Origin of the sequence: Streptomyces sp. NBC_01176, from assembly GCF_045039825.1 — a bacterium.
Lineage (GTDB): Bacteria > Actinomycetota > Actinomycetes > Streptomycetales > Streptomycetaceae > Streptomyces.
This window is the reverse complement of sequence record NZ_CP108600.1, coordinates 7,991,612-8,011,922: the sequence shown is the minus strand read 5'-3', so window position 1 is coordinate 8,011,922 and position 20,311 is coordinate 7,991,612. Positions and strand designations below refer to the sequence as shown.

Annotated in this window: 18 protein-coding genes and 1 pseudogene; 14 read left to right on the top strand and 5 right to left on the bottom strand. The window is 72.9% G+C overall.

The annotated features are described in order from the left end of the window. The first annotated feature begins 26 nt into the window (after nt 1–26). From OG199_RS34805 to mug, 8 genes are all read left to right on the top strand, one after another. Nucleotides 27–917, top strand: coding sequence for an LLM class F420-dependent oxidoreductase (locus OG199_RS34805; protein ID WP_356801508.1), 891 nt, complete (start codon nt 27–29; stop codon nt 915–917). A gap of 205 nt (nt 918–1,122) precedes the next feature. Then, nucleotides 1,123–1,548, top strand: a complete 426-nt coding sequence (locus OG199_RS34800) for a GNAT family N-acetyltransferase (RefSeq protein WP_356801509.1) — start codon at nt 1,123–1,125, stop codon at nt 1,546–1,548. A 220-nt stretch (nt 1,549–1,768) separates the two neighbouring features. After that, nucleotides 1,769–3,097, top strand: coding sequence for a hemolysin family protein (locus OG199_RS34795; RefSeq protein WP_401806341.1), 1,329 nt, complete (start codon nt 1,769–1,771; stop codon nt 3,095–3,097). Then, complete coding sequence (locus tag OG199_RS34790; RefSeq protein WP_356801512.1) at nt 3,094–4,107, top strand: hemolysin family protein; 1,014 nt, start codon at nt 3,094–3,096, stop codon at nt 4,105–4,107. The genes OG199_RS34795 and OG199_RS34790 overlap by 4 nt, the downstream gene beginning before the upstream one ends. A 197-nt stretch (nt 4,108–4,304) precedes the next feature. Then, nucleotides 4,305–5,087, top strand: coding sequence for an SGNH/GDSL hydrolase family protein (locus tag OG199_RS34785; RefSeq protein ID WP_356801514.1), 783 nt, complete (start codon nt 4,305–4,307; stop codon nt 5,085–5,087). Nucleotides 5,088–5,342: 255 nt separating this feature from the next. Next, the gene (locus tag OG199_RS34780) at nt 5,343–5,681 is read left to right on the top strand and encodes a DUF4326 domain-containing protein (RefSeq protein WP_401806345.1); all 339 of its coding nucleotides are present in this window, start codon (nt 5,343–5,345) and stop codon (nt 5,679–5,681) included. 96 nt (nt 5,682–5,777) lie between these two features. Further along, the gene (gene purB / locus OG199_RS34775; RefSeq protein ID WP_356806069.1) at nt 5,778–7,220 is read left to right on the top strand and encodes an adenylosuccinate lyase; all 1,443 of its coding nucleotides are present in this window, start codon (nt 5,778–5,780) and stop codon (nt 7,218–7,220) included. Continuing rightward, complete coding sequence (gene mug, locus OG199_RS34770) at nt 7,217–7,774, top strand: G/U mismatch-specific DNA glycosylase (RefSeq protein ID WP_401806463.1); 558 nt, start codon at nt 7,217–7,219, stop codon at nt 7,772–7,774. The genes purB and mug overlap by 4 nt, the downstream gene beginning before the upstream one ends. Before the next feature lie 9 nt (nt 7,775–7,783). Here the strand turns inward: mug and OG199_RS34765 are convergent, their stop codons facing one another. Together OG199_RS34765 and OG199_RS34760 are read right to left on the bottom strand one after the other, a co-directional pair. Beyond that, nucleotides 7,784–8,509, bottom strand: coding sequence for an ABC transporter permease subunit (locus tag OG199_RS34765; protein WP_405832796.1), 726 nt, complete (start codon nt 8,507–8,509; stop codon nt 7,784–7,786). A 2-nt stretch (nt 8,510–8,511) separates the two neighbouring features. Continuing rightward, nucleotides 8,512–9,447 carry an ATP-binding cassette domain-containing protein gene (locus tag OG199_RS34760; protein WP_405832795.1) on the bottom strand — a complete coding sequence of 312 codons (936 nt, stop codon included), beginning with the start codon at nt 9,445–9,447 and terminating at the stop codon, nt 8,512–8,514. A gap of 108 nt (nt 9,448–9,555) precedes the next feature. Between OG199_RS34760 and OG199_RS34755 the strand changes: the two genes are divergently transcribed. From OG199_RS34755 to OG199_RS34745, 3 genes are all read left to right on the top strand, one after another. Further along, nucleotides 9,556–10,704: a sensor histidine kinase gene (locus OG199_RS34755; protein WP_405832793.1), complete on the top strand. Its 1,149-nt coding sequence runs from the start codon at nt 9,556–9,558 to the stop codon at nt 10,702–10,704. Between the two features lie 169 nt (nt 10,705–10,873). Next, nucleotides 10,874–11,536, top strand: coding sequence for a response regulator (locus OG199_RS34750; protein WP_405832792.1), 663 nt, complete (start codon nt 10,874–10,876; stop codon nt 11,534–11,536). A 99-nt stretch (nt 11,537–11,635) separates the two neighbouring features. Then, nucleotides 11,636–12,793, top strand: coding sequence for an ROK family transcriptional regulator (locus OG199_RS34745; protein WP_356806078.1), 1,158 nt, complete (start codon nt 11,636–11,638; stop codon nt 12,791–12,793). A 214-nt stretch (nt 12,794–13,007) separates the two neighbouring features. Here the strand turns inward: OG199_RS34745 and OG199_RS34740 are convergent, their stop codons facing one another. Both OG199_RS34740 and OG199_RS34735 read right to left on the bottom strand, forming a co-directional pair. Further along, on the bottom strand, nt 13,008–13,769 hold the full coding sequence (locus OG199_RS34740; protein WP_401806350.1) for a GntR family transcriptional regulator: 762 nt from the start codon (nt 13,767–13,769) through the stop codon (nt 13,008–13,010). A gap of 250 nt (nt 13,770–14,019) precedes the next feature. Then, nucleotides 14,020–14,904, bottom strand: a complete 885-nt coding sequence (locus tag OG199_RS34735; protein ID WP_405832791.1) for an RNA polymerase sigma-70 factor — start codon at nt 14,902–14,904, stop codon at nt 14,020–14,022. 247 nt (nt 14,905–15,151) lie between these two features. Here OG199_RS34735 and OG199_RS34730 point away from each other — a divergent pair, with 247 nt between their 5' ends. Next, a complete protein-coding gene (locus tag OG199_RS34730) occupies nt 15,152–15,982 on the top strand; it encodes an alpha/beta fold hydrolase (RefSeq protein ID WP_401806355.1) in 831 nt (276 codons plus the stop codon). A gap of 120 nt (nt 15,983–16,102) precedes the next feature. Here the strand turns inward: OG199_RS34730 and OG199_RS34725 are convergent. Continuing rightward, nucleotides 16,103–16,888: pseudogene (locus OG199_RS34725) on the bottom strand (DMT family transporter); the annotation flags it as partial. Nucleotides 16,889–16,935: 47 nt separating this feature from the next. Between OG199_RS34725 and OG199_RS34720 the strand changes: the two are divergent. Both OG199_RS34720 and OG199_RS34715 read left to right on the top strand, forming a co-directional pair. Beyond that, nucleotides 16,936–18,447 (top strand): PLP-dependent aminotransferase family protein, encoded by a 1,512-nt coding sequence (locus OG199_RS34720; protein ID WP_405832790.1) that lies wholly within the window; start codon nt 16,936–16,938, stop codon nt 18,445–18,447. Between the two features lie 231 nt (nt 18,448–18,678). Next, on the top strand, nt 18,679–20,277 hold the full coding sequence (locus OG199_RS34715; RefSeq protein WP_405832788.1) for an alkaline phosphatase D family protein: 1,599 nt from the start codon (nt 18,679–18,681) through the stop codon (nt 20,275–20,277). Nucleotides 20,278–20,311 lie beyond the last annotated feature (34 nt).

The window sequence follows — 20,311 nt, the reverse complement described above, 5'->3', positions numbered from 1 at the left end:
AAGTCGCCCGTGAGTGAGGAGAGTTCGTGTCATCGTCCGCGCGCCCCTTCCGTTTCGGCGTCAACCTGCTCTCCCCCGCGCCCGCCGACGCGTGGCGCGCGAGGTGCCGTCGGGCCGAGGACCTGGGCTACGACGTGATCCTGGTCCCCGACCATCTGGGGATGCCCGCGCCGTTCCCGTCCCTGGTGGCCGCGGCGGAGGCCACCGAGCGCCCCCGTCTGGGCACTTTCGTGCTCAACACCGGCTTCTGGAACCCCACGCTGCTGGCGCGCGAGGTGGCCGGCACGGACGCCCTCACGGGCGGCCGCCTCGAACTCGGGCTCGGCACCGGGTACATCCGGGCGGAACACGACACGGCGGGCCTCCCGTGGGGCTCCGCGGGAGAGCGCGTCGGCCATCTCCTGCGCACCGTCGAGGAACTCGACCGGCTGCTCGGTTCGGACGACCACCGGCCGCGGGTCGTGCAGAAACCCCGCGTACCCCTGCTGATCGGCGCGAACGGCGACCGGATGCTGCGACTGGCCGCCGAGCACGCGGACATCGTCGCGTTCACCGGAGCGCGCACCACGCCGGGCGGGGCGCTGGAACCGCTCACCGCCGGGGAGCTCGACGAACGAGTCGCCGTGTACCGGGGGCACGCCGCGGGACGCGAGGAGCCCGCCGAGTGCAACCTGCTGATCCAGATCGTCGCCGTCACCGACGATCCCGGCGCCGCGATCCGGCCCTGGCTCTCCCGCCTTCCGGGGCTGACCGAGGACCGGGTCCTGGAGCTGCCGATCGTCCTGGTGGGCACGTTCGAGCAGGTGGTGGAGCGGGTGCGGGCGCTGCGGGAGCGGTACGGGATCTCCTACCTGACGGTGCTGGAGCCGAACATGGAGGTGTTCGCGCCCGTCGTGGAGGCGCTGCGCGGAACGTGACCGGCGATCGGCGCCCGCCGGGGCGCGTCCGCGGCCCCGTCCCGCGGCCCGCCCTCGGGCCGGTCCTGACGAACATGTCCCCGGGCGCGGCTGAGACATGTCCTGACAAGCGCCCTGAGGCAGGTCCTCGACAGGCCGTCCCGATCCCGCATCCCAGATCGTGGAATTCCGGGTCGCCCGGCGGGGCGCGTGATGGGATCGGCGCATGACCGACCTGCTGATCCGGGCCGCGGCGCCCGAGGACCTCGACACCGTGCTGGCCTTCTGGAAGACCGCCGCCGAGGGCACGAGCATCAGTGACGACCGGGACGGTGTGGAGCGGCTCATCGCCCGTGACCCCGAGGCGCTGATCCTGGCCGAGCGCGAAGGGGAGCTCGTGGGGACGGTGATCGCGGGCTTCGACGGCTGGCGCTGTCATCTGTACCGGCTGGCGGTCCATCCCGGGCGGCGGCGCCTCGGCATCGGCTCGGCGCTGCTCACCGCCGCCGAGGAACGGTTCGTACGGCTCGGGGGGCGGCGCGGGGACGCGATGGTGCTGCGACGGAACGAGACCGCGCAGCATGCGTGGCGGGCGGCCGGGTACGCGCCGGAGGAGGCATGGCGTCGGTGGGTGAAACCGCTCACCGGCTAGACCCCGCCCCCACCGGATCGGCACTTTGCTCATCCTTTACCATTGGAGGATCGTCAGATCACCACATCCTCCAACGGCTCAGTCGGCCCGGCCGGCTCAGTCGGTCCAGTGAAAGGTGTGAGCGTCCGCCCATGGGCGAGCCTCCCAGTACCCGGCATCCCCGAGCCCGACATCGCGCGATCCCCCCGCCCCTGGCCGATCATGGGACGGAGGTGACCCGATGACCGAAGTGCTCCTCCTCCTGGTGGCAGTACTGCTCTCCCTGGCCTGCGGTGCCTTCGTCGCGGCGGAATTCTCGCTGACCACGGTCGAGCGCAGCGAGCTTCAGCGTGCCGTCGAACGCGGCGAGCGCGGCGCCTCGGGCGCCCTCAAGGCCGTACGGAACCTCACCTTCCAGCTCTCCGGCGCCCAGCTCGGCATCACGGTCACCAATCTGGTCGTCGGCATGCTCTCCGAGTCGTCGATCGCCAAGCTCATCTCGGGGCCCCTGGAGTCGGCCGGGATCTCCCCCTCCGCGTCGATGTCGGTGGCCCTGGTCATCGGTACGGCGCTGTCGACCCTCTTCCTGATGGTCGTCGGCGAGCTGGTGCCCAAGAACTGGGCGATCTCCGCGCCGCTCGCCATGGCCAGGCGGGTGGCGACGCCGCAGCGCTGGTTCAGCGCCGCGTTCCGCCCGTTCATCACGCATCTCAACAACACCGCGAACCGTGTCGTACGCCGTTTCGGCCTCGAACCCGCCGAGGAGCTGGCCTCCGCGCGCGGGCCCCAGGAGCTGGCGGCCCTCGCCCGGCACTCCGCCAAGCAGGGCGCCCTGGAGGCGGACACCGCGGAGCTGTTCGTGCGCACGCTGAACCTCGCCGACCTGTCCGCGGAGAACGTGATGACCCCGCGCGTCCAGGTCATCGCGCTGGACATCCAGGCGACCTGCGAGGACGTGGCGAACGCGACACGGGCGACCGGCCTGTCCCGCTTCCCGGTCCACCGCGGCAGCCTCGACGCCGTCGTGGGCGTCGCGCACATCAAGGACGTACTGGCGCTGCCCGCCGAGCGCAGGGCCCGCACCGCCGTCTCCCAGATCATGCGCGAGCCCCTGTTCGTACCGGAGTCGCTGACCGTCGACCGGCTGCTCGACCGGCTCTCCGGCAAGCGCACCATGGCCGTGGTCATCGACGAGTACGGCGGCACGGCCGGGGTCGCCACCCTGGAGGACATCGTCGAGGAGGTGGTCGGCGAGGTCCGCGACGAGCACGACCCCCACGAGACCCCCGACCTGGCCCCGGCCGACACCGACAGCGAGGGGCGCAGCCTCTACTCGGCCGACGGGGCGGCCCGCACGGACCAGCTGGCCCGCCTCGGGCTGCGGGTCCCCGACGGCCCGTACGAGACGCTGGCCGGCTTCCTCGCGACCGAACTGGGCCGCATTCCGGCCGTCGGGGACAGCGTGGAGGTCGCCGGGTGGTGGCTCCAGGTGGTGGACGCCTCGGGGCGGCGGGCCGCACGGGTGCTGCTGCACGCGCCGCTCGAACAGCACGAGGAAGGGACGCGATGACCGCCGTACAACTGCTGATCGGCCTGGCGACGCTGGTCGTGAACGCCTTCTTCGTCGGCGCCGAGTTCGCGCTGATCTCGGTGCGCCGCAGCCAGATCGAGCCCCATGCCGAGCGGGGCGACCGCAGGGCACGCAGTGTGCTGTGGGGGCTGGAGCACGTGTCCGCGCTGCTGGCGGCCGCACAGCTGGGCATCACCCTGTGCACGCTGGTCCTCGGCATCGTGGCCGAGCCCGCGATCGCGCATCTGCTGGAGCCGGCGTTCCACGCCGTGGGCGTGTCCCAGGGCGTGGGCCACGTCGTCTCGTTCGTGATCGCGCTCACCCTGGCGACGTATCTGCACATGCTGTTCGGCGAGATGGTCCCGAAGAACATCGCGCTCGCGGAGCCGGTGCGCACCGCGCTGCTGCTCGGTCCGCCGCTGGTCGGGCTCTCCCGGGCCCTGCGCCCGGTGATCTTCACCGTCAACGCCTTCGCCAACGGTCTGCTGAAGCTGCTGCGGGTCGAGACGAAGGACGAGGTCGCCGCGGCCTTCTCCGACGACGAACTGGCCCGGCTGGTCATGGACTCCGGAGCGGCCGGGCTCATCGACGGCCGTGCCCAGGAGCGGCTGCACGACGTCCTGGAGCTCGGACGCCGGCCCGTGCGCGATGTCGTCCTCCCGCTGGAGGGCGTCGTGTACGCGAGCGTGGGCGTCACCCCCGAGGGGCTGGAGCGGCTGTCCGCCGAGTCCGGGTTCTCGCGCTTCCCCGTGGTGGACGAGGGGCGCCGCATCGTCGGCTATCTGCACGTCAAGGACGCGCTGGACGCGACGCCGCGCGACGTGCCGTTCCGGGTGCAGGACATGCGGCCCATCGCGCGTGTCCGGGAGAGCACCCCGCTGGACGACGTGCTCACGGCGATGCGGCGCAGCCGGACGCATCTCGCGGCGGTCATGGGCAGCGACGGACGTCTCGCGGGGCTGGTGACGATGGAGGACGTGCTGCGGGAGCTGTTCGATCAGGCGGTGTGACGCGCCGGGCGGTGCAGGGGCGCCCGAGGCCGGCCCGCACGCCGGGTGCCTCACACCGGGTGCCTCACATCGGGCGCCTCGTACCGGGCGCCTCGTACCGGGCGCCACACGCCGAGCGCCGACCGAGCGCCGAGCGCCATACGCCGGGAGGCCCGACCGACCGACGAGTATGCGTGCGGGTTACCATCTTTTCCGCCATGCAGACGAATGCCACCTACACCAGTCTTGTCGCGGTCGGCGACTCCTTCACCGAGGGCATGTCGGACCTGTTGCCCGACGGCTCGTACCGCGGCTGGGCCGACATCCTGGCCGGCCGGATGGCCGCGCTGACCCCCGGCTTCCGGTATGCCAACCTCGCGGTGCGCGGCAAGCTCATCGGGCAGATCGTGGCCGAGCAGGTGGACGTGGCGGTCGCGATGCGTCCCGACGTGATCACCCTGGTCGGCGGTCTCAACGACACCCTGCGCCCCAAGGTCGACATGGGACGGGTCCGCGGGCTGCTGGAGGAGGCCGTGGAGCGTCTCGCCCCGGCCTGCGAGCAGCTCGTCCTGATGCGCAGCCCGGGCCGCAACGGGCCGGTGCTCGAACGGTTCCGGCCGCGCATGGAGGAGCTCTTCGGCGTCGTCGACGACCTGGCGAAGCGGCACGGCGCGCTGGTGGTCGACCTGTACGGGGCACCGTCGCTCTCCGATCCCCGGATGTGGGACGTGGACCGGCTGCACCTGACGGCCGACGGGCACCGCCGGGTCGCGGAGGCCGTCTGGCAGACCCTCGGCCTCGCGCCGGAGGACCCCCACTGGCATGCGCCGGTGCCGCCCACGGCACCGCCCGGCTGGACGGCCCGCCGCACCGCCGACGTCCGCTTCGCCAAGCAGCACCTGCTGCCGTGGATAGGCCGCCGGCTCACGGGCCGCTCGTCGGGTGACGGACGCCCGGCCAAACGGCCGGAGCTGCTGCCGTACGAGGGCCCGCTGGGCTAGGCACACCGTTGGCGTACGTAGGCCCGCTGGGCTAGGCACACCGTCGCCGTACGAAGGCCCGCTGGGCTAGGCACACCGTTGCCGTACGAAGGCCCGTCGGTGTGGGCATACCGTTGGCGTACGAAGGACCGCCGCCGTAGTCCGTCCCGTAACGAAGGCCCGCGGGCGGGGGTGTATGTGCCGTACGAAGGTCCGCCGGGGCAGAATCCGCTCCGGGCCGGCCGCAGCGACCGCCCTCGGGCCGAAGGGAGTCCCGTGCCGACCACCGTGATCAGTCTCAAGGGCCGCATCCACGAATTCGGCCCCCGGCTCGAACACGCCCCCGCCGACCTCGTCTATGTCGGCCGCCGCTGGACCCTGGGCCACTGGGACCTCCCGCGGCACCCGCTCGCCAACCCTTTCGTCTACGACACCGCCACCCGCAGGCGCGACGGAACCCGCGCCGAGGTCATGGAGAAGTACCGGGCCCATCTGCTCGGACACCCCGAGCTCCTCGACCGGGTGCGCGCCCTGCGCGGCAGGGTCCTGGCCTGCTGGTGCGCGCCCGAACCGTGCCACGGCGACGTCCTCGCGGAGCTGGCCGACACCCGGTAGCACCGCGCGGCCGGCCCGGCCCACGGCGCTTTTGTAGCTTCCGCCGACAAACCCCCCGGCGCTGGCCTGCAGGAATCGCCAGTAGAATCCATCCACGTGACTGCCGCGCCCGCAAAGCCCCGTATCCCCAACGTCCTCGCCGGACGCTACGCCTCCGCCGAGCTCGCCACGCTCTGGTCCCCCGAGCAGAAGGTGAGGCTGGAGCGTCAGCTCTGGCTCGCCGTGCTGCGGGCACAGAAGGACCTCGGGATCGAGGTGCCGGACGCCGCCCTCGCCGACTACGAGCGTGTCCTCGACCAGGTCGACCTGGCCTCGATCGCCGAGCGCGAGAAGGTCACCCGGCACGACGTGAAGGCGCGGATCGAGGAGTTCAACGACCTCGCCGGGCACGAGCAGGTGCACAAGGGCATGACGTCCCGGGACCTCACCGAGAACGTCGAGCAGCTGCAGATCCGGCTCTCGCTCGAGCTGATGCGCGACCGCACGGTGGCCGTGCTGGCGCGGCTCGGCAAGCTCGCGGGCGAGTACGCCGAGCTGGTCATGGCGGGCCGCTCGCACAACGTCGCGGCGCAGGCGACCACCCTCGGCAAGCGTTTCGCCACCGCCGCCGACGAGCTCCTCGTCGCGCACGGCCGGGTCGAGGAACTGCTCGGCCGCTACCCGCTGCGCGGTATCAAGGGCCCGGTCGGCACGGCGCAGGACATGCTGGACCTGCTGGACGGGGACGCGTCGAAGCTCGCGGACCTGGAGCAGCGCGTCGCCGGACACCTCGGTTTCTCGCAGGCCTTCACCTCCGTGGGCCAGGTCTACCCGCGCTCGCTGGACTACGAGGTCGTCACCGCGTTGGTGCAACTGGCGGCCGCCCCGTCGTCGACGGCCAAGACGATCCGGCTGATGGCCGGGCACGAGCTGGTCACCGAGGGCTTCAAGCCGGGCCAGGTCGGCTCGTCCGCCATGCCGCACAAGATGAACACCCGCTCCTGCGAGCGCGTCAACGGTCTGATGGTCATCCTGCGCGGCTACGCCTCGATGACCGGCGAGCTGGCGGGCGACCAGTGGAACGAGGGCGACGTCTCCTGCTCGGTGGTGCGCCGGGTCGCGCTGCCCGACGCGTTCTTCGCGCTGGACGGGTTGCTGGAGACCTTCCTCACCGTCCTCGACGAGTTCGGCGCGTTCCCGGCCGTCGTCGCCCGCGAGCTCGACCGCTACCTGCCGTTCCTCGCCACCACCAAGGTCCTGATGGGCGCGGTGCGCGCGGGCGTCGGCCGCGAGGTCGCGCACGAGGCGATCAAGGAGAACGCGGTCGCCTCCGCCCTCGCCATGCGCGAGCAGGGCGCCGAGCGCAACGAGCTGCTGGACAAGCTCGCCGCGGACGAGCGCATCCCGCTCGACCGCGCGCAGCTCGACGAGCTGATGGCCGACAAGCTGTCCTTCACGGGTGCCGCCGCCGACCAGGTCGCCGCCGTCGTCGCCCGTGTCGAGGAGATCGTGAAGCAGCACCCGGAGGCCGCGGGCTACACGCCGGGGGCGATCCTCTGACGCGGCCGACCCCCGCGGACCTGGAGGCCGCCCGCGACCGGCTCGTGCCGGATGTCGTCACGGACGGCCTCCACGTTCTGTTCTGCGGCATCAACCCCTCTTTGATGACGGCCGCCACGGGCCATCACTTCGCGCGCCCCGGCAACCGGTTCTGGCCGGTGCTCCACCTGTCGGGCTTCACACCCCGCCTGTTGAAGCCCTCCGAGCAGGACGAACTGCTGTCGTACGGGCTCGGCATCACGAACGTGGTGGCGCGGGCGACGGCTCGGGCCGACGAGCTGACCCCGGACGAGTACCGGGAGGGCGGCCGGCTGCTCAGGGCCAAGGTGGAGCGGCTGCGGCCGCGCCGGCTCGCGGTGGTAGGGGTGACCGCGTACCGGTCGGCGTTCGGCGAACGCCGCGCGACGATCGGCCCGCAGGAGCGGATGATCGGGTCCAGCCGGGTGTGGGTGCTGCCGAATCCCAGTGGGCTCAACGCGCACTGGACGGCCGCGACGATGGCGGAGGAGTACGGACGCCTGCGGTCGGCCGCCGCCGAGGACCGGCAGGGTTAGTTCCCGATCTCACGCGTCCCGGCGGCGCACACTCCACGCGCCCGCGAGCAGCGCGCCGGCGGTCCACAGCGCCGTCACCCCCAGCCCGGACCAGGGCCCCGGACCGCCGTCCGGCGATTCGTGCAGCACCGCCTGTCCCGCCTTGTCCGGCAGGAAGTCGGCCACGGTGCCCGAGGCTCCCCCGACGACGAAGGACACGATCAGGAGGAACGGGACGAGGATGCTCAGGGTGGCGACTCCGCTGCGCAGAACGGCCGCGAGTCCCACCGCGAACAGGGCCATCAGCGTCAGATAGACGGCACAGCCGACGACGCCGCGCAGTTCCTCCTTCCCGCTCAGCCCGCTCGCCCTGTCGCCCAGCACCGACGTGCCCACGACCAGGCTCGCGCCGCCCGTGACCAGACCGGTCACCAGCGCGGGTCCCGCGACGGCCACCGCCTTGGCGAGGAACCACCGCACCCGGTCGGGGACCGCGGCGAGCGAGACGCGCAGGGCGCCGCCCTGGAACTCGGCCGAGACCGCCTGCGCACCGAAGGTGATCGCCGCGATCTGCCCGAAGCTGACGCCGAAGAACACCGAGAACAGCGGGTCGAAGTCCTGGTCGCCCGGGTCGTCGAGGCCGGCGAGCGCGGAGAAGGCCGTCGTGGCCAGGAGGACGGCGACCAGTCCCCCGACGAGCGACCGCAGTGTTCGGATCTTGATCCATTCGGCGCGGAGCGCGGGTACGAACGTCATGGTCAGGCCTCCTGAGGCTGCGTCGGGGTCGGCGTGGCGGCGAACTCGGTCTCGTCCGTCGTCAGATCCAGGTAGGCCTGTTCCAACGTCGCCTCCTCCGCCGCGAGTTCGAGGATCGGCAGGTTCGCGGCCGCCGCGAGACGCCCGATGTCCTCCACCCGTGCGTCGAGGGCGGTCCAGCGTCCGTCCTCCCCCTGGACGGCCTCGATGCCGTGCCGGGCGAGCAGGCTGCCCAGCGCGGCCCCCTCCGTGGTGCGCACCCGCACCCGGGGCTGCACGCGCGCGTCGATGAACTCGCGCATGGGGGTGTCGGCGAGGAGCCGGCCCCGGCCGAGCACGACGAGGTGGTCGGCGAAGGACGCGGTCTCGTTCATGAGGTGGCTGGACACGAGGACCGTGCGGCCCTCCCGGGCGAGCCCGCGCATCAACTCCCGGATCCAGATGATCCCTTCGGGGTCGAGCCCGTTCGACGGCTCGTCCAGCAGCACCACGGGCGGGTCGCCGAGGAGCGCGGCGGCGATGCCCAGACGCTGGCGCATGCCCAGGGAGTACGTCTTCACCCGGCGCCGCGCGACGGACGCGAGTCCCGCCTCCTCGAGGAGCTCGTCCACACGGCGTTCGGGGACGCGGTTGCTCGCGGCGAGCGCGCGCAGATGATCGCGGGCGGTCCGCGATCCGTGCGCGGCCCCCGCGTCGAGCAGGGCACCGACGCGGCGCAGCGGCTCGTGGAGGCCGGCGTAGGCGCGGCCCCCGATGCGGGCGCTGCCGGACGTGGGCCGGTCCAGGCCCAGGACGAGCCGCATGGTGGTGGACTTTCCGGCGCCGTTGGGGCCGAGGAATCCGGTGACGCGGCCCGGGAGAACACGGAAGGTGAGGTGGTCCACGGCGCGCCTGCCGCCGTACTCCTTGGTCAGGTCTTGGACGTCGATGCTGGTCATGTGCTCAGCGTGGCCGTCGCCGACCGGTCGTCACCTCCCCCGCGGGTGGAGATCGTCTCCCCCGCCCGGGGGAGGCCGACCGCCGGTGCCGCCTGGCACGATGGCGCGATGGCCCGCCTTCTGCGCCCGCTGTGCCGGGGGACGACGTACACACGCCTGCTGCATCTGTGGGTGCCCATGCTGTTCGTCAGCGTGTGGCTGTTCATCGACATGTCGAAGCCCTGGGTGCCCGCGGCCCTGCTGATCCCGCTGGGGCTGATCCCGGCCGTACGGCGCGGCGAGGGGGTGCAGGCGCGCCACATGCTGGCGCGCGACAGCGAGGACACGGCGCTCTCGGTCACGCCCTCGGCCACGTGGCGGGACAGATGGCGGACCGTGCTCTGGCTTGAGGCGCGGATGGCGATGGGTGCGGCGGCCTGCGTGCTCACCGTCTGGCTGCCGGCGACCGCCTTCGACGTGCTCAGGGCGGCGTGGAGCCCGGTCGACGGCCCGGTCGTGTCGGTGTCCCACCCGCACTGGGCCTACGCGCTCCTCGTCCCGTTCCCGCTGCTCGCCCTCTACGGAGGGGTGGTCGGCCTCGGCGAGCTGACCACGGCCGTCGCGCGCCGTCTTCTCGGTCCGTCCCCCGCCGAGCGGCTCTCCGCCCTGGAGGAGCGCACCGAACAGCTTCTGGAGCGCACGCGCATCGCCCGTGAGCTGCACGACTCGATCGGTCACGCGCTGACGGTTGCGGTGGTGCAGGCGGGTGCCGCGCGGGCGGCCGGCGATCCCGCGTTCACCGAGCGGGCCCTCGGTGCCATCGAGGACACCGGCCGGGCCGCCCTGGAGGACCTGGAACGGGTACTGGGTGTGCTGCGCGAGCCGGGGCGCCCGGCGAGCGGCAGACCGACGCTGGCCGAGGCCGACCGGCTCCTGGACTCGGCGCGCGCCTCGGGGGCGAAGGTCGACGCCGAGGTGACGGGTCCGCTGGAGACCGTGCCGGGGCCGGTGTCCCGCGAGGGGTACCGCATCCTCCAGGAGTCCCTCACCAATGTGCTGCGGCACGCGGGCGGTGTGCCGGTCCGGGTGCGCATCGCGGTCGACGGCGGCAGCCTCGGCCTGGAGGTCCGCAGTCCGCTGAACGGGGAGGTCCCGGGGCCCGGCCGGGGCAGCGGCCTGCGCGGGATTCGGGAGCGGGCGGCGCTGCTCGGCGGACGGGCGCGCACCGGACCCGACGAGGGCGACTGGCAGGTACGCGTGGACCTGCCGCTGCGCTGATCCGTCCGGGCGGGCATCCACGGACCCGTGCCGGTCGACACCGGCTGATCCATGCACAGGGATCGGTATCGGAATCGGAATCAGTATCGGAATCGGCTGCGCACGGCGGTCCGGACCCGCGCCGGGCCGCGCCCCTGACGGCCCGTAGGACGTGATCTACGCTGGGCCGATGCCGGTCACCGTTCTCCTCGTCGACGACGAACCCCTCGTACGGGCCGGGCTGCGCGCCGTCCTGGAGTCGCAGCCGGACATCGAGGTCGTCGGAGAGGCGGCCGACGGCGCCGCGGTGATCCCGCTGGTACGGCAGTTGCGACCGGACGTGGTCGCGATGGACGTCCGCATGCCCCTCATGGACGGCATCGACGCCACCCGCGCGGTGCTGCGGACCATCAGCGATCCACCGAAGATCCTCGTGGTGACGACGTTCGAGAACGACGAGTACGTCTACGAGGCGCTGCGCGCGGGTGCCGACGGATTCCTGCTGAAGCGGGCACGGCCCGCCGAGATCGTGCACGCCGTACGGCTGGTCGCCGCGGGCGAGTCACTGCTCTTCCCCGCTTCCGTACGGCAGTTGGCCGCCGCCTACGGCAACGACGCGGGCAGTCCCGCGGCACGGGCGGCCATGGAGCGGGCCGCGCTGACCGAGCGGGAGGCGGACGTGCTGCGGCTGATGACACGAGGGCTGTCGAACGCCGAGATCGCGGCGCGGCTGGTGGTCGGCACGGAGACGGTGAAGTCGCACGTCAGCGCCGTACTGGCGAAACTGGGCGCCCGGGACCGCACGCAGGCGGTGATCGCGGCGTACGAGTCGGGGTTCGTGACCCCGGGCTGAGAACGACTCGCCGGTGGCCAAGGGGTCCCCGGCCCTCGCCGGAGCGCGCCGCGCCGAGTACGATCCGGCCAACACGCGCGCTAGCTGGGAGGACGGACGTTGGGGCGGTTGACCGGCGGGGACCCTTCTCTGCTGCGACGGATCAATTCAGCGGTGGTGCTGCACGCGCTGCGGGCCACCGAGTGCGCGACCCTCACCGAGGTCACCCGCGTGACCGGGCTGTCGCGGCCGACGGTCGAGGGTGTCGTCGAGGGGCTGATCGAGGCCGGGCTCGTGGTCGAGAAGGCCGCCGAGGAGGGCGCCGCACGGCGCCAGGGCCGCCCGGCACGCCGGTTCAGGTTCCGGGCGGAGGCGGGGCATCTGCTGGGTCTGGAGATCGGTCCGCACCGGGTCGCTGTGCTCCTGGCCGATCTGGACGGGCGCGTACTGGGCGCGATCTCCAAGGAGGTCGACGAGACCGCGCCGGCGGACGAGCGACTCGACCGGCTGCGCACCGCGGTCGCCGAGCTGCTGCGCCGGGCCGGCGTCGCCCGCAGCTCCCTGCGCGCGGTGGGCGTCGGAAGCCCCGGGATCGTCGAGGCGGACGGCACCGTACGGCTGGGCACCGCGCTGCCGGAGTGGACGGGGCTGCGGTTGGGTGAGCGGCTGAGCCGTTCCTTCAAGTGCCCGGTGCTGGTGGAGAACGACGCCAACGCGGCGGCGGTGGCCGAGCACTGGAAGGGCTCGGCCACCGAGTCGGACGACGTGGTGTTCGTGCTGGCCGGACTGAGCCCCGGCGCGGGTTCGCTGATCGGCGGGCGGCTGCACCGGGGATACGGAGGCGCCGCCGGAGAGATCGGGGCACTGCATCTGCTGGGCAGTGAGGCGACCCCCGAGACGCTGCTGTCGACCACGGACGAGCCCCTGCACCCGCTCGACGAGCAGGCCGTCGCCGAGGTCTTCGCGCTCGCCAAGGGCGGCGACCAGCGGGCCCGCGCGGCGGTCGACCGCTTCATCCAGCGGCTCGTGCACGACGTGGCGGCCCTGGCCCTCGCCCTCGATCCCGAACTCGTCGTGATCGGCGGCTGGGCGGCCGGTCTGGACGGCGTACTGGAGCCGCTGCGGCGCGAGTTGGCCCGCTACTGTCTGCGGCCGCCCAAGGTGACGCTCTCCCTCCTGGGCGAGGCCGCCATCGCGACGGGTGCCCTGCGGCTGGCCCTCGACCATGTGGAGGAGCAGCTGTTCGCGGTGGAGGGGACCGTGACGGCGCGCCGCTGATCGACTTTCGAGGCCGGTCCTGCTCGACGCCTGGGACCGCGCGCCCGTGGCCGGGTGCCGAAGCCGCGCGCCGATGACCGCACGCCAAGTGCCGTTCACCGAGGCCCGGTTGGCGAAAAGCCGTCGCGCCCCGGTGTCCGGGGCGCGACGGCTACGGCTCGGCGGCAGCCCGAGCTTCAGGACTTCGGACTTCAGGACTTCGGACTTCAGGGCTTCATGAGGCCCGGCGTTCGGGGTCGTGGTGGATCTCCACGCCGCCGGAGTCCCCGAAGGTCAGCCGGCAGGTGTCGGCGCGGTACGTGGCCACGGAGACCGCCGCGGTGCGCCCCCGGGCGTAGAACCGGGTCGTGACGACGAGGACGGGCGCTCCGGGCAGTCGGTCCAGCTCCTTGGCGTCGTCCGCGCGGGCCGAGCCGAGCTCGACGGCACGGTCCTGGCCGTCCAGGTCGAGGCGCTGCAGTTCGCGCAGCACGGCACGCGCGCGCGCCGCCCCCGCGGGCGCGTCTATCGCCGAGAGGTCGGGCACCGAGGCCGCCGGGACGTACAGCAGCTCGGCGGCGACCGGCTGGCCGTGCGTACCCCGGGAGCGGCGGATGGTGTGCACCGCGACGTCGTGGCCCGTCTCCAGGGCGTCGGCCACCGCGGCGGGCGGAACCGCCGTCACGCAGTCCGTGGGCTGCCAGGCGTCGCCGACGGCGCCCGGCCACACGTGCTGCTCGGATCCGACGGCCACGCCCACGCGCGGCGGGGCCACGGTGGTGCCCACTCCGCGTCGCCTCTGCAGACGCCCCTCCAGCTCGAGCTGTTCGAGTGCCTGGCGCAAGGTGGCCCGGGCGACTCCGAACCTGGCGGCGAGATCGCGCTCGTTGGGCAGGATCTCACCCACCGAGAACTCGGAGTCCAGTGCCTCACTGAGCACCGTCCTGAGATGCCAGTACTTAGGCTCCGGCACCGTTTCCAGCTGCGTGGTCCCCACCCTGTCCTCCGCAATCGCCGTGGCCCGGCGGCGTTTAGCGCCCTTGTTTATTAAAGGTTCCTGCACTATCTCTGCGACCATAAAGCCGCCCTCACCCTTGGTCAAGACCAATCCTCGATCCCTTACGGATTGCATAGGCGGGTGCCGCGGAGCGTTCACAGACCGTTCGCGCTGGGCGATGTTCGTGACATGACGCCGAAAGCCCCCGTCCGCAGAACGGGGGCTTTCGACTGGTAAGGGGACGGTGCGATTACTGGTTGCCCAGGGACACCAGCTTCTCCGGGTTGCGCACGATGTAGACGCACTGGATCCGGCCGTCCACGACGTCGAGCTGGAAGACGCTGTCGGGCTTGTCGCCGGACAGGGCGAGCAGCGCCGCGCCGCCGTTGAGCTCCAGGAGGCGGAACGAGAGGTCGGGGGCGCCCTTCCGGGCTGCGCCGAGCAGGAAGCGTGCCACCTTGTCGGCCGTTTCGATGACCCGCAGCGGCGCCTTGGACAGGCCACCGCTGTCGCCGACCAGCCGGACGTCCGGGGCCAGCAGGGACATGAGGCCCTCCAGGTCCCCCTCCGCCGCCGCGGCGAGGAACCGTTCGGTCAGATCACGGCGTTCGGCCGGGTCGACCTCGTAGCGCGGTCGCCTTTCCCCGACGTGCTTGCGGGCCCGCCCGGCGAGCTGGCGCACCGCCGGCTCGCCGCGGTCCAGGACGGCGGCGATCTCCGCGTACGGGAAGCCGAAGGCCTCCCTGAGCACGAACACCGCGCGTTCCAGGGGGGACAGGGACTCCAGGACGACGAGGACGGCGAGCGAGACGGAGTCGGCGAGCACGGCCCGCTCGGCGGTGTCCTCGACGGTGTTCCCGAAGTCGGTGACGTACGGTTCGGGCAGCCATGGGCCCACGTACGCCTCCTTGCGCGCCTGAACCTGGCGCAGCCGGTCGATGGCGAGACGGGTGGTGACGCGCACCAGGTAGCCGCGCGGTTCACGGACCTCGCTCCGGTCCGCGCCCGACCAGCGGAGCCAGGCCTCCTGGACCACGTCCTCCGCGTCGGCCACCCGCCCCAGCATGCGGTAGGCGACGCCCGTGAGGACGGAGCGGTGTTCTTCGAAGACCTCGGTCGCGGTGTCGGTGGTCACGGCTCCATCCCAGCCGACGCGTCCCGTCCTGTCCAGGCGGCACGGGTTCCGTCCGGAGCGGCGCGACGGAAGGCCGATCCGGATGTGTGCGCGGGGAGTTGACGGCGTACGCGGGGTGGGCGCGGCGGGCACGCGCGCGTGTGTCGTGCGGTTCCCGGCCACCGGGGGCTACCCGTCGGTAGCGGTTGCTGACAAGCTGTCTACGACGTTGGTTCCGGCAGTGTGCCACCAGACGAGGAGCAGCATCATGTCCGCCACGGTCTCCTTCAGCCTCCCCTCCGCGCACGGCCCGAAGACCGTGACCGTGTCCTACGCGCGCGTGGGCACCGGAGAACCGCTGCTCCTGCTGCACGGCATCGGTCACCACCGGCAGGCCTGGGACCCGGTCGTCCACATCCTGGCCGCAGAGCGCGAGGTGATAGCCGTCGACCTGCCCGGATTCGGCGCGTCCCCCGCGCTGCCCGACGGACTCACGCACGACCTCGGCACGGTGGTACCCGTGCTCGGCGCGCTGTGCGAGGCGCTGGAGCTCGACCGTCCGCACGTGGCGGGCAACTCGCTGGGCGGACTCCTGGCCCTGGAACTGGGCCGCGAGAAGCTCGTACGGTCCGTCACCGCGCTGTCGCCCGCCGGTTTCTGGACGACCGCGGAGCGGCGGTACGCCTTCGGAGTGCTGATGGCGATGCGGCTGGGTGCGCGGCGCCTGCCGCTCCCCGCGGTCGAACGCCTCTCGCGCACGGTGGCCGGGCGGGCCGCCCTGACCAGCACCATCTACGCCCGGCCCGGCCGCCGTTCACCCGAGGCCGTCGTCGCCGAGACCCTTGCGCTGGCCCACGCCGAGGGATTCGCCGAGACGCTGCGGGCCGGTATCAGCGTCCAGTTCACGGACGACGTCCCGGGACTGCCCGTCACCGTCGCCTGGGGCACCCGGGACCGGCTGCTGGTGCGCCGTCAGGGGATCCGAGCCAAGCAGATCATTCCGCGGGCCCGGCTGGTGCGGCTGCCCGGCTGCGGGCACGTCCCGATGAACGACGACCCCGCGCTCGTCGCCCGCGTCCTTCTCGACGGCAGCAGCTGAACACGGCGCGGCGGCGGCCGGGGCGCGTCTCCCGGCGCTGAGCCCCCGCGCTCCGGAGCCGAGGGCGACTCCCGTACCGACCAGCACGCTGCCGACGGCCTGCGCGGCGCCGTACGTGCCCGTGCCGACGAGCGGCGCGGTCCAGGCCGCAGCGACGGGGATGAGGCCGGAGAAGAGCGTGGCGCGCTCCGCGCCGATGCGCTGCATGCCCATGTACCAGGCCACGAAGCCGACGACCGTGACCACCACGGCCTGCCACAGCAGCGCGGTGGCCTCGGCGGCGTCCGGCGTCCGCAGCCATCCGCCGCCGCCGGCGAGGATCCCGGCCGCCGCCGACTCGAGCGCGGCGATCCCGCACACGGTGGCCGACAGGAGCCGGGGGCCCAGCGGGCGCAGCACCGGCACGGCGAGGACCGCGAAGCCCACCTCGCCGGCCAGCGCGCACCCGGACCACGCGATGCCGACGCCGTCGGTACGGCCCCAGCCCTGGACGGTGGCGGCGCCCAGCGCGACGAGCGTCGCCCCGTACAGGACCCGGCGCCGCGGACGGCGTCCCTCGGCTAGGGGGACGAACACGGCCACGACGACCGGGGCGCAGCCCACGAAGACCCCGGGGACAGCCGGTTCCGCCGTGCGTTCGGCCGCGAGCACGGCGAGGTTGAAGCCGACCATGCCCACGGCCGCGAGCAGCGCGAGCCGCACCCACTGGCGGGGCGCGAGCCGGCGCAGCGGTGCCGTGCCGTGCCGGCCGGAGAGGGGCAGCAGCAGCGCGCACGCCAGGCCGTAGCGCAGGAACTGGCCGCCCGCGTACGGGTAGTGGCCCAGAACACTGTTGGCGGTGAAGGAGCCTCCGACGAGGACACAGGCGAGGGCGGCGAGCAGCGACCCCTTGGTGGTGGTGTTCATGCCGGTGACGCTACGAAGGGCCGCGGTCCGGTTTAAGGTCCACTTCCATGACGCCATCGGGGACCAGTCACGGCGAGCCGGACGGCGCCGCCCCAGGTGCCCCGGCCCCGCCCGCCCCCGCCCCGGGCGGCCACGGCCCCGCGGGCCCCGCCCGGTGGACCGCCGCCTGGGAACTGCTCCTGCCGGCCGCTTCGGCACCGGCACGCGCGCGTGGCCGTGCTCTTCAGGCCGCGCTGCGGGAGGCGGTCCGTACGGGCCGGCTGGCGCCGGGTACCCGGCTGCCGTCCAGCCGTGAACTGGCCGTCGATCTCGGTGTGTCGCGGGGACTGGTCACCGAGACGTACGAGCAGTTGACCGCTGAGGGGTATCTGCGCAGCGACCGGGGCGCGGGGACCTGGGTCGGCGACGCCGTGCGGGCGGGCCGCCCGGCCGCCCGCGATCTCGCCCCGCGCCCCACCGGGGCCGGCACCGACTTCCTTCCCGGGACACCGGACCTGTCCCTGTTCCCGCGGGCGGCTTGGGCCGCCACCCAGCGCGGGGTGCTCGCCGAACTGCCGCACCACGCCCTGGGCTACCCGGATCCCCGGGGTCTGCCCCGGCTGCGCACCGCCGTGGCGGAACTGCTCGTGCGACGCCGTGGCGTGGTCGCGGACCCGGAGCGCGTCGTCGTGGTGTCCGGGGTCGCGCAGGCGATGACACTGCTCGGATTCGCGCTCCACGCGCGCGGGATGCGGGCCGTCGGCGTCGAGGACCCCGGCAGCCCCGAGCACGGCGCCCTGTACGCCTCGGCCGCGGTCGGCACCGTACCGCTGCCGCTGGACGGGGAGGGGCTGGCCATGGGACCGCTGCGGGAGTCGGGCGTACGGGCGGTGGTGACGACGCCCGCCCATCAGTTCCCTTCGGGGATCGCGTACACCGCGCGGCGCCGCGCCGACCTCCTCGACTGGGCGCGCTCGGTGGAGGGGCTGGTCATCGAGGACGACTACGACGGGGACTTCCGCTACGACCGGGCTCCCGTGGGGGCACTTCAGGGGCTCGATCCCGAACGAGTCGCCTACACCGGGTCGGTCAGCAAGTCGCTCGCGCCCGGTCTGCGGCTCGGCTGGCTGCTCGTACCGGCGTCGCTCGCCGCGGAGGTCGTCGCGCGCAAGCGCACCATGGATCTGGGCAACCCCGTCGTCGACCAGGCGCTCCTGGCGCGTTTCGTGGAACGGGGCGACTACGACCGGCAGTTGCGCCGCTGCCGGCGCGCCTACCGGGAACGGCGGGACGCCCTCGTCGCCGCCCTCGCGGAGTACTTTCCCGGCACGGAGGTGTCCGGGATCGCGGCGGGTCTGCACGTCATCGCCGCGCTGCCCGCACGGTACGGGCCGCTCGACGAGTTCCTGCTGCGGGCCACCGCGGCGGGGGTGGCGGTGCGTCCGCTGACGGACTACGAGCGGGCCGTGAGGGCGGGTGGCGTGCGTCTGGTCCTCGGTTACGCGCACCGGTCCCCCGCGCGGATCCGTGAAGGGGTACGGCTGCTGGCGAAGGCGGTGCGGGCCGGCGCGGCCGGGTGAGCGACGCGGGCGGGTGAGCGACGCGGGCGGGGAGGTCGGACGCGGGTTCACGGGAGACTCCCGGCTCACCTTCCTGTGCGACCGCGGGCCGCTGCACGTGAGACCCGGGAGACCGGCGCCGATTCCGTTGCCCGCAGGGCCCGTTGTTCACTTGCGGTTTCCGTACGCGCTGCGGCACACCAGTAGTTGTGGCCTTGCACACCGGCCGAATCCGTCCCTGGAGGCGCATTCATGTCACACCGTCCGCAAGGCCCCCATCCGCTCCCCGGCCGCCGCAGCGTGCTGCGCGGCACGCTGGCCGCCTCGGCCGCACTGGCGCTGCCCACCGCGCTCGGCGCCGCCCCGGCGCTGGCCCTGTCCGGACGGCCGAGGGCCGGGTGGGGGGTCCAGGCCGGGGACGTGACCGCGGACTCCGGTCTGGTGTGGGTCCGTTCCGACCGTCCCGCCCGGATGATCGTCGAGACGTCCGCCACCGAGTCGCTCCGCAACCCGCGCAGATGGCACGGTCCGCTGCTCGGCGCCGACACGGACTTCACCGGTACGACACGGCTGCGCGGGCTGCCCGCGGGCGAGCAGATCCACTACCGCGTCCTGCTCGCCGACGCTGACGACCCACGGCGTACCGGCGAGCCGGTGACGGGCACCTTCCGCACCGCGCCCGCGAAGCGGCGTCGGGACGTGCGCTTCGTCTGGTCCGGTGACCTGGCCGGACAGGGCTGGGGCATCAACGAGTCGATCGGCGGTTACCGGATCTTCGACGCCATGGCGAAGGTGGACCCGGACTTCTTCCTGTGCAGCGGCGACAACATCTACGCCGACGGCCCGATCGCGGCCAGCGCACCGCTTCCGGACGGCAGCGTCTACCGGAGCGTCACCACCGAGGAGAAGTCGCACGTCGCGGTCACCCTGGCCGACTACCGGGGCAACTTCCGCTACAACCTGCTGGACTCCGCGCTGCGCCGCTTCAACGCCCAGGTGCCGAACATCATCCAGTGGGACGACCACGAGGTCCGCAACAACTGGTACCCCGGAGAGGTCGTCGGGACCGGCACGCCCTACCCGGCCGGTACGGCGCTCGACGACCTGGCGGTCCACTCCCGGCGTGCCTTCTCCGAGTACTTCCCGATCTCCACGATCAGCGGGCGCCCGGACGGCAGGATCTACCGGACCGTCCACCACGGCCCGCTCCTGGACGTGTTCGTGCTGGACATGCGCACCTACCGGAACGCCAACTCGCCCGACGACCAGGCCGCCGACCCGCAGGGCATCCTCGGGCGCGAACAGCTGGAGTGGCTCAAGCGCGAACTGGCCGCGTCGCGCGCGGTGTGGAAGGTGATCGCCAACGACATGCCGCTCGGGCTGGTCGTGCCCGACCCGAACGAGGGCAAGCCGAACTTCGAGGCCGTGGCCCAGGGCGACCCGGGCGCTCCGCTCGGCCGCGAGCTGCAGATCGCGGAGCTGCTCCGGTTCATCAAGCACCGGAGGATCACCGGAACGGTGTGGCTGACGGCCGACGTGCACCACACCTCGGCACAGCACTACCACCCGTCGCGGGCCGCGTTCAAGGACTTCGAGCCCTTCTGGGAGTTCGTCTCCGGACCGCTCAACGCGGGCGCGTTCCCGGCGAGCGCCCTCGACGGCACCTTCGGACCGGACCGGGTCTTCGTCAAGGCGCCGACGGCCTCCAACGTCTCGCCGGCCGATGGCTACCAGTTCTTCGGTGAGGTCGATATCGACGGCGACAGTGGGGAGTTGACGGTGCGTCTGCGCGAACAGGACGGCAGCGTGCTCTTCACCCAGGTGCTCCAGCCGGGACGTGTGGGTCAGTAGCTCCACGGCCCCTCCAGACTCCCGTACCCTCGAC

Excerpts from the sequence above, each read along its gene's own strand:
- OG199_RS34720 (WP_405832790.1), top strand. The coding sequence starts at position 16,936 with ATGACGCCATCGGGGACCAGTCACGGCGAGCCGGACGGCGCCGCCCCA.
- OG199_RS34730 (WP_401806355.1), top strand. The coding sequence starts at position 15,152 with ATGTCCGCCACGGTCTCCTTCAGCCTCCCCTCCGCGCACGGCCCGAAG.
- OG199_RS34790 (WP_356801512.1), top strand. The coding sequence starts at position 3,094 with ATGACCGCCGTACAACTGCTGATCGGCCTGGCGACGCTGGTCGTGAAC.
- OG199_RS34715 (WP_405832788.1), top strand. The coding sequence starts at position 18,679 with ATGTCACACCGTCCGCAAGGCCCCCATCCGCTCCCCGGCCGCCGCAGC.
- OG199_RS34760 (WP_405832795.1), bottom strand. The coding sequence starts at position 9,447 with ATGACCAGCATCGACGTCCAAGACCTGACCAAGGAGTACGGCGGCAGG.
- OG199_RS34795 (WP_401806341.1), top strand. The coding sequence starts at position 1,769 with ATGACCGAAGTGCTCCTCCTCCTGGTGGCAGTACTGCTCTCCCTGGCC.
- OG199_RS34785 (WP_356801514.1), top strand. The coding sequence starts at position 4,305 with ATGCAGACGAATGCCACCTACACCAGTCTTGTCGCGGTCGGCGACTCC.
- OG199_RS34765 (WP_405832796.1), bottom strand. The coding sequence starts at position 8,509 with ATGACGTTCGTACCCGCGCTCCGCGCCGAATGGATCAAGATCCGAACA.
- OG199_RS34800 (WP_356801509.1), top strand. The coding sequence starts at position 1,123 with ATGACCGACCTGCTGATCCGGGCCGCGGCGCCCGAGGACCTCGACACC.
- OG199_RS34755 (WP_405832793.1), top strand. The coding sequence starts at position 9,556 with ATGGCCCGCCTTCTGCGCCCGCTGTGCCGGGGGACGACGTACACACGC.
- OG199_RS34750 (WP_405832792.1), top strand. The coding sequence starts at position 10,874 with ATGCCGGTCACCGTTCTCCTCGTCGACGACGAACCCCTCGTACGGGCC.